This is a genomic window from Mesorhizobium sp. M5C.F.Ca.IN.020.32.2.1 (genome assembly GCF_004023105.1).
Taxonomy (GTDB): domain Bacteria; phylum Pseudomonadota; class Alphaproteobacteria; order Rhizobiales; family Rhizobiaceae; genus Mesorhizobium; species Mesorhizobium wenxiniae.
In genome coordinates this window covers 1-7181 of the sequence record NZ_RZSX01000270.1, presented here as the reverse complement: position 1 = coordinate 7181, position 7181 = coordinate 1, and the positions used below count along the sequence as shown (strand labels likewise).

General features: G+C 58.8%; 7 protein-coding genes and 2 pseudogenes. 7 read left to right on the top strand and 2 right to left on the bottom strand.

Annotation, left to right across the window (positions count from 1 at the left end):
* Positions 1-324 precede the first annotated feature (324 nt).
* The 4 genes from EOA86_RS15455 (at position 325) to EOA86_RS15440 (ending at position 3265) form a co-directional block, all read left to right on the top strand.
* Positions 325-1812: a PAS domain S-box protein gene (locus EOA86_RS15455; protein ID WP_245497271.1), complete on the top strand. Its 1488-nt coding sequence runs from the start codon at positions 325-327 to the stop codon at positions 1810-1812.
* Positions 1802-2416 carry a response regulator FixJ gene (gene fixJ / locus EOA86_RS15450; protein ID WP_128342414.1) on the top strand — a complete coding sequence of 205 codons (615 nt, stop codon included), beginning with the start codon at positions 1802-1804 and terminating at the stop codon, positions 2414-2416. Before EOA86_RS15455 ends, fixJ begins: the two co-directional genes overlap by 11 nt.
* A 71-nt stretch (positions 2417-2487) precedes the next feature.
* Entirely contained in the window at positions 2488-2622 is a 135-nt protein-coding gene (locus EOA86_RS41510) for a hypothetical protein (RefSeq protein ID WP_348633349.1), read from the top strand.
* Positions 2623-2818: 196 nt separating this feature from the next.
* Complete coding sequence (locus EOA86_RS15440) at positions 2819-3265, top strand: pyridoxamine 5'-phosphate oxidase family protein (RefSeq protein ID WP_128342411.1); 447 nt, start codon at positions 2819-2821, stop codon at positions 3263-3265.
* Positions 3266-3347: 82 nt separating this feature from the next.
* Here the strand turns inward: EOA86_RS15440 and EOA86_RS15435 are convergent, their stop codons facing one another.
* Positions 3348-3992, bottom strand: a complete 645-nt coding sequence (locus EOA86_RS15435; protein WP_348633348.1) for a universal stress protein — start codon at positions 3990-3992, stop codon at positions 3348-3350.
* Between the two features lie 344 nt (positions 3993-4336).
* On the opposite strand from EOA86_RS15435, the gene EOA86_RS15430 reads away from it, so the two are divergent.
* The 3 genes and pseudogenes from EOA86_RS15430 to EOA86_RS38650 all read left to right on the top strand — a co-directional run bounded on the left by EOA86_RS15430 (position 4337) and on the right by EOA86_RS38650 (position 6354).
* Positions 4337-4753 carry a cytochrome c gene (locus tag EOA86_RS15430; protein ID WP_245497270.1) on the top strand — a complete coding sequence of 139 codons (417 nt, stop codon included), beginning with the start codon at positions 4337-4339 and terminating at the stop codon, positions 4751-4753.
* 38 nt (positions 4754-4791) lie between these two features.
* Positions 4792-6213: pseudogene (locus EOA86_RS15425) on the top strand (AAA family ATPase); the annotation flags it as partial.
* Between the two features lie 3 nt (positions 6214-6216).
* Entirely contained in the window at positions 6217-6354 is a 138-nt protein-coding gene (locus tag EOA86_RS38650) for a hypothetical protein (protein WP_164891766.1), read from the top strand.
* A gap of 16 nt (positions 6355-6370) precedes the next feature.
* On the opposite strand, the pseudogene EOA86_RS15420 reads toward EOA86_RS38650, so the two are convergent.
* Positions 6371-6804, bottom strand: a pseudogene (locus EOA86_RS15420) (GNAT family N-acetyltransferase); the annotation flags it as partial.
* Positions 6805-7181: the final 377 nt, after the last annotated feature.

Below are 7181 nucleotides of genomic sequence, written 5' to 3'. Positions count from 1 at the left end.
ACTGCAAGGTTCACGATAATTGACTTGTAGGACATTGCGGACGCCTTTCGCTGGAGCGTTTGAATGCGATGATGAAGTGCATCCGCCGGCACTCGACGCCTTGATGCGAGTCAAAACACCACCTACCAGTCGATCACGACTCTCTGGCTTGATCGGTTTTGCATTGCGGGAGGAGATGTGCAGGAAGAAAGATGAGTGATAACTAGACTGCGTTCCGGGTTCCCGATCAAAGGACTTCACTTGGACGACAAACAAACACGTGACTTGTCGACCGGCGTTCGCGACGAAAGGCGGGCCACGGCCGAACACGACCGGCTCTCCCAGATGTTCGAGCAGGCCCCGGGTTTCATGACGTTGATGCGTGAACCAGGTCATGTCTTCGAGTTGACCAATGCCGCCTATCAACGGTTGATTGGCCAGAGGCACGTGATTGGAAAGTCCGTTCGTGAGGCCCTGCCCGAGCTCGAAGGCCAGGGTTTCTACGAGCTGCTGGACCAGGTCTACGAAACCGGTGAACCCTACAGAGGCCGGGGGGTGAAAGTCGCCCTCCGCAACAAGGATGACGAGCCGACCGAAGAGCGTATTCTCGATTTCGTCTATCAGCCCATCAAGGCCGACGATGGTCGCATCACGGCTATTTTTGTCGAAGGCACCGATGTCAGCGAGCTTTCCTATGCAAACGCCGCCCTTCGATTGCGCGAAGATCATTTGCGCTCGATCCTGGCGACGGTGCCCGACGCAATGGTCGTCATCGACGAACAAGGCCGTATTCAATCCTTCAGTACGGCTGCCGAAACGCTGTTCGGCTATGAGTCGAGCGAAGTCCTCGGTCAAAATGTCAGTCTGCTGATGCCGTCGCCCTATCGCGAAGAGCATGATGCCTATCTGCACCGCTACCTGACGACCGGAGAGCGCCGGATCATCGGGCTCGGCCGCACGGTCACCGGAATGCGCAAGGATGGCTCGACCTTTCCCATGGAACTTTCGGTCGGTGAGATGCATCCCGGGACCGGTCGCTTCTTTACCGGTTTCTGCCGCGACCTGACCGAACGCCACAAGGCAGAGGCCAGAATACAGGAGCAGCAGCAGGAGCTTCTCCATATGGCGCGGTTTACCGCGCTCGGCGAAATGGCCTCGACGTTGGCACATGAGATCAACCAGCCGCTCACGGCCATTACGAATTACCTCAAAGGCAGCCGACGGCTTCTCGAAAAAAGCACTGATGATAATGCACCGATGCTGAGGGAAGCGGTTGAAAGGGCAGCCGACCAAGCCTTGAGGGCTGGAGATGTCATTCGCCATCTTCGGGACTTCGTCGCCAGAGGTGAGAGTGAGCGTCAGGTAGAACGCCTGCCGGCAGTAATTGAAGAAGCCTCCTCCCTGGCCTTGGTCGGGGCAAGAGAAATAGATGTGCGCGTCAGCTACAAGCTTGATCCGGCCGCCGAATTGGTCTTGACCGACCGCATCCAGATCCAGCAGGTTCTGCTCAATCTGATGCGAAACGCGGTGGAAGCCATGCAAGGAGCACCACGCCGTGAGCTGCACGTCGTAACCGTCGCCCGCGATGACGGAATGGCCGAGGTGAGTGTGATCGACACAGGCACTGGACTAGCGCCGGAAGTCTCTGCCCAGCTTTTCCAACCATTCGTCACCACCAAAAAGCAGGGCATGGGCGTTGGCCTCTCCATTTGCCGAACTATCGTCGAATCGCACGGTGGTCACATCTGGGCCGAGGCAATGCCCGCTGGAGGAACCGCTTTCCGGTTCACCCTGCGCATCGTGCAGAAGGAAGAAGTCGCCAATGGCCGGTAACGATCTTGTGCATGTGGTCGACGACAACGTCGATGTTCGCAAGTCGCTTGGTTTTCTTCTGGCGACGGCTGATTTCGCTGTACGCCTATACGAATCGGCGACAGCTTTTCTGGCCGCAGCGACGGGCAATCTCGACGGCTGTATCGTGACGGACGTTCGCATGCCCGGCATTGACGGGATCGAGTTCCTGCGACAGCTCAGATCCCGCGGACATTCGCTTCCGGTCATTGTCATGACTGGTCATGCCGATGTTGCGCTCGCCGTTCAGGCGATGAAAGAAGGTGCCGCCGATTTCATCGAAAAACCTTTCGACGACGATATTCTGATCGATGCGATCCGCTCTGCGTTGGAGAACCGCAACCAGACGAATGCAACCCATCCCCAATCCGCAGAAGTCCATGGACGTCTGTCGACACTGTCGGAACGGGAGCGGCAGGTGCTGGAAGGGCTTGTATCAGGTCTGCCTAACAAGACGATCGCCTATGACCTGGGCATCAGCCCGCGCACGGTCGAAATCCACCGCGCCAATGTGATGAGCAAGATGGGTGCGAACAGCCTGTCGCATCTCGTGCGCATGGCGTTGGTCGTGGAATGCAGACACTAAATAGAGCCACCGATAGGTCTATCGTTGCTCGTCGGCACGCTCTCCGACTGCCAATCGCGCCAGTGGGTCGGGTGGATGTCGACACGCGCGCCGGTCGCTGCGTTCTTCCAGCCTTCTCGTCGCTTTACGCAGGGAAATACAAGCGCATGCTCGCCGTCTTCATCGAAGACGGCGAGTTCGAGATCACGATCGAACGGAGCGCTTAGGATTGGCTTCCACATCCTGTCATGATCCCTGCAAGGGCCATGTCGCGCCTTGATCTGAATCATTTCCGAAGTCGCCTAATGCGAACTCTTCCTGAGAGCGTGTCGATGCCGCCTGTGACGAGCCGAGTTCTTGATCGCGATCAATGACCGCCATGGCGGGAGGAATATGGTCCGGTCAAAACAGGAGATCGCACCGATGCTGGTCCGCACACTTTCTGCCTTGGAATGTACGAGATTGCTGACGGCCAATCGTGTCGGCCGCTTGGCATGCACGAAGGACGGGCAACCCTATGTCGTGCCGATATACTACGCTCACGCCGACAACCATCTTTATGCGTTCTCCATTCCGGGCAAGAAGATCGACTGGATGCGAGCCAATCCGCTGGTGTGCGTTCAGGTCGACGAACGCAGCGAAGGGAGGGGTTGGAGAAGCGTGGTTGTCGACGGCCGATACGAAGAACTGCCGGATCGGATCGGCTCCAAGCTTCAGCGCGACCATGCATGGTCAGTGTTGAGCAAGCACGTCGACTGGTGGGAGCCTGGCGCCCTCAAGCCGATCACGCCCGAGGTGTCGGTCGGCACGCCGCATGTGTTCTTTCGGATCCTAGTGCAGCAGGTGTCCGGTCGGGAAGCCGTGGAATAGTATCGTTATTGGACAGGACTGGCTAGAAAACGATAGGGCCGGTGCATCGCGCCGGCCCTTCGCTTTGCGATCAGAGGTTTGTTCAACGCGCCATGAGAACGGGAAGCGACGGGCCGTCAAGCATTGAGTTGGTGACGCCGCCGAAAATGCGCTCGCGCAGCCGCGAATGACCATAGGCACCCATGACGACCAAATCGGCGGAAACATCGATTGCGTGCTGGCGCAGCACTTCTGCAACCGAACGGTTAAAACTCGGCAGCCGGTCGACCGTAACCTTCGCGCCGTGTCGCGCCAAGTAGGCTGCGGCATCGGCTCCGGGTTCAGCTCCGTGGTGGCCCTCGCCTTCAACAGGATCGATCAAGGTGAGGTGCACGTCGTTCGCGCCCACAAGGATATCAAGTGATTCCCGAACGACCCGAGAGGCTTCGATGCTTGAGTCCCAACCAACCAGAACATGCTTCGGCTTAAGGGTTGGAGAACTACCGTCGGGAACGAGCAGCAACGGCTTGCCTGACGAAAACAGCACCCCTTCGATTGTCTTCTCCCTCAAGGTCTCGTCAGCGAGCACATTGGGGCCGATCACCGTCAGATCCGCATAGCGGGCGCGGCGGCCAATGGCTTCGTCACCCCAGACAAGTTCGGAATATTCGCTGGAAACATCGACGGACAGCGCACTATTGGCGAGAAGTGCCGAGACCGCCATGGTCCTCGCCTCGAGCCGCTGCATGTCTCGCTCCCGCTCCTGCAACCAGACTTCGGAAACCACCTCGACGCCGACCAAAGGCATGGGCGCGGCAAACGCTGCGACGAGCACCGAAAGATGCGCGTCGACTTGCTCGCAAAGCTCGGCCGTAAGATTGATGTCGTTATTCCCGAAACCGGGCCCGGTGACCGTAAGTATCGTTTTGAAAGACATAGCGGCAGCTCCTGATCTTGCGTCGAAATGCGACTGTCGCACGAACTGTATCGGCACGGCCCTTGGTGAACTTTGCGTTGAATCAAGAAGCATCCAGCACGATTGATCCGGATCAACGTGCGTATGCGCTAGCGGAGTAAGCTTCCAGCGATCAAATGGTGAAGGCGGACATGAAACTCCATTTTATTGCTGCGGCCCTCGCCAACGCGACCTGCAATTCGGCCATCGCGCAAGAAATGAGCTATGGCCAGGCGGAGTATCTGAATTCTTGCGCCGTTTGCCACGGCCTGGAGGGCAAGGGTGATGGACCATTGGCCGACGAATTGTTGAAGCGCCCGGCCGACCTGACGCGTCTCTCAAAACGGAATGGCGGCGAATTTCCTTATTGGCTAGTTTTCGCAACGATCGACGGCCGCTCTATCGTCCCGGAGCATGGCGACCGTGAGATGCCCGTATGGGGCCGCCAGTTCCTTCCCGACGATGCAAAGAAATACGGCCCGAAAGCCGGAGAGAGCGTCACCGAGGAACGCATCCACAACTTGGCTGGTTACGTCCAGACGCTACAGCGGTAGGGACGAGTGAAAGGGCCGAAACAATCGGGGACCACGCGATGATCGTTGAAGACCTGGAATCAGTGACTTCCATGCTGATGAACCCCGCCACGTATGGCGGAAACGACGCGGTCGAAGCGATCGAAACAATATCTCGCGTATCTTCCTGGTTGGGCGCCGTGCTTTCAAGATGAAGCGGGCGGTCAAGCTGCGCTATGTCGACTTCTCGACGGCCGCTCTCCGCCTTGCGGCGTGCGAGAAGGAGGTGGAGCTCAATTCGAAGACGGCGCCCGGCGTTTTACCTCGGTGTGAGGCGCATAACACGACAAGCCGGCGACGGGCTCGCCCTGAACGGAGCCGGCGAACTGGTCGATGCGGTCATCGAGATGGTCCGCTTCGACCAGTCGAAGCTCCTCGACCGGATGGCCGTTGGCGGTGACCTGACGCCTGCGCTGACGACGGCAGTCGCGCGCATGATCGTCCAATATCATCGCGGTGTACCGCAGATTCACGACGGCAGCGGCTCGTCGAACCTGGCAGATGTGCTCGATATAAACGAAGCTGGCTTTGCCACCAGCCGTGTTTTCGAGCTAGCAGAGATCAAAACACTCACCGAGAGCTTTCGCACCGCGCTTGAACGTCATTCCGGGCTGCTCGACCGACGCGAGGCAGCGGGCAAAATCCGACGCTGCCACGGAGACCTGCATCTGCGCAACATCTGTGTGATGGACGGCGAGCCGCGTCTTTTCGACTGCGTCGAATTTAATGACCAGATCGCCAGCACCGACGTGCTCTACGATCTTGCCTTCCTGCTGATGGACCTCTGGCACCGCGGCTTTCCCGATCTGGCCAATCTCGTGATGAATCGGTACCTCGACGAGGCTGACGACGAGGACGGTTTCGCCCTCCTGCCTTTCTTCATGGCCGTGCGGGCCGCGGTGCGCGCGCATGTCACCGCGACGCAGGTCGAGGAAGGTAGTGCCGATTCAGCGAGGCTGGTTGCCGAAGCCAGATCTTATTTCGCACTGGCCCAGGAACTTCTCCGGGAAAAGCCCCCTCGCCTGATCGCGATCGGCGGCTTGAGCGGTTCCGGCAAGACCACCATCGCCGAGCTACTCGCCGCACATATCGGCGCTCCGCCCGGCGCGCGCATTGTCGAGAGCGACCGCATCCGCAAAGCGATGCATGGGGTGCCCGCCCAAACCAGACTGCCGGACAGGGCTTATCGACCGGAGTTCTCCGAACGCGTCTACCGCGAAATGGCATGGCGCGCCGGCCTGATCCTCTCCGAAGGCGGTTCGGTGGTTGCCGATGCCGTCTTCGACAGACCGGCGGACCGTGACCGGATCGAGAAGGCGGCAAGCAGCAGAGGGGTCGCCTTTGCCGGATTCTGGCTCGAGGCAGATCCACTTCTTCTCTGGCGACGGATCAGCGAGCGAAGGGGCGGTCCTTCCGACGCCACTGTAGATGTCCTTTCTCGGTAATTGCAGCGAAATGCCATCCAGTCTGCCTGGCACAAGATCAACGCCGACCAGAAGCTCGGCCACATCGCCAGAGAGTTGGTGAGCTATTCGGAGGCGACCGCCTCGATGAAGGTCGATCCGCTCAAGACGGCATCCTGAACTGCCGGCGGCCAATTCAGCCGAGTTCCAACGTCGCCAATGATAGACCCGACTCGCTGGGATGATGGCTTACTGAAAAACCAAACTCGCGGCACATGGCCAGCATCCTGGTATTTTCGCTGAGCATCATGCCTTCGATACGACCGATCCCATCAGCCTTTGCATAGTCTATGACCTGTCTGAGCAACTCCCAGCCGAGACCATGGCCCTGCAGGTCAGTGCGAACGAGCAAGGCGTATTCGGCGACGGCATGGTCCGGATCGCAGGAAAGACGGCTGACGCCTGCGAGAGCGCCAGTGTCCGCCTCGAGCGCAACGAAGGCCATGTCGCGATCATAGTCGAGCTGGGTCAGCCTCTTCAACATTTGGTCGGAAAAACTCTTCCGTGGCGACAGGAACGCAGGCGGAGATCGTCAGGTGAGATCCTGGCTAGGAATTCCGGATAGAGTGCAATGCTCGTCCTCGAAACCGCCATTGACGATGTTGTCAAAGACGACACGTCCAACGGCGCCGTCACGCACAGAAGCGCCAAAGACGGCAACTGACTTCGGACGTGCTGCATGTTCGAGATTTCGGATCGTCACCGCCTGGTCTCCTTTTGGTGGCGATAATCGGCACCCGATCTTGCCTGCTCATTGCGTTGGATCAAAGCACTCCCGGCTGGCCCGACTAATTGTTGCGTGAGGTCGCAGCGGTCGATCCGGCCACCCCGATGACGGCCCTCGTCAAAGCCAAGCTGGCCGGCATCGCGAAGGATGTGCAGCTGTTGTTGACGAAGATAGTCGGAGAACTCCCACGCCGAAGGCATAGATCAGGATGGAAAGACAT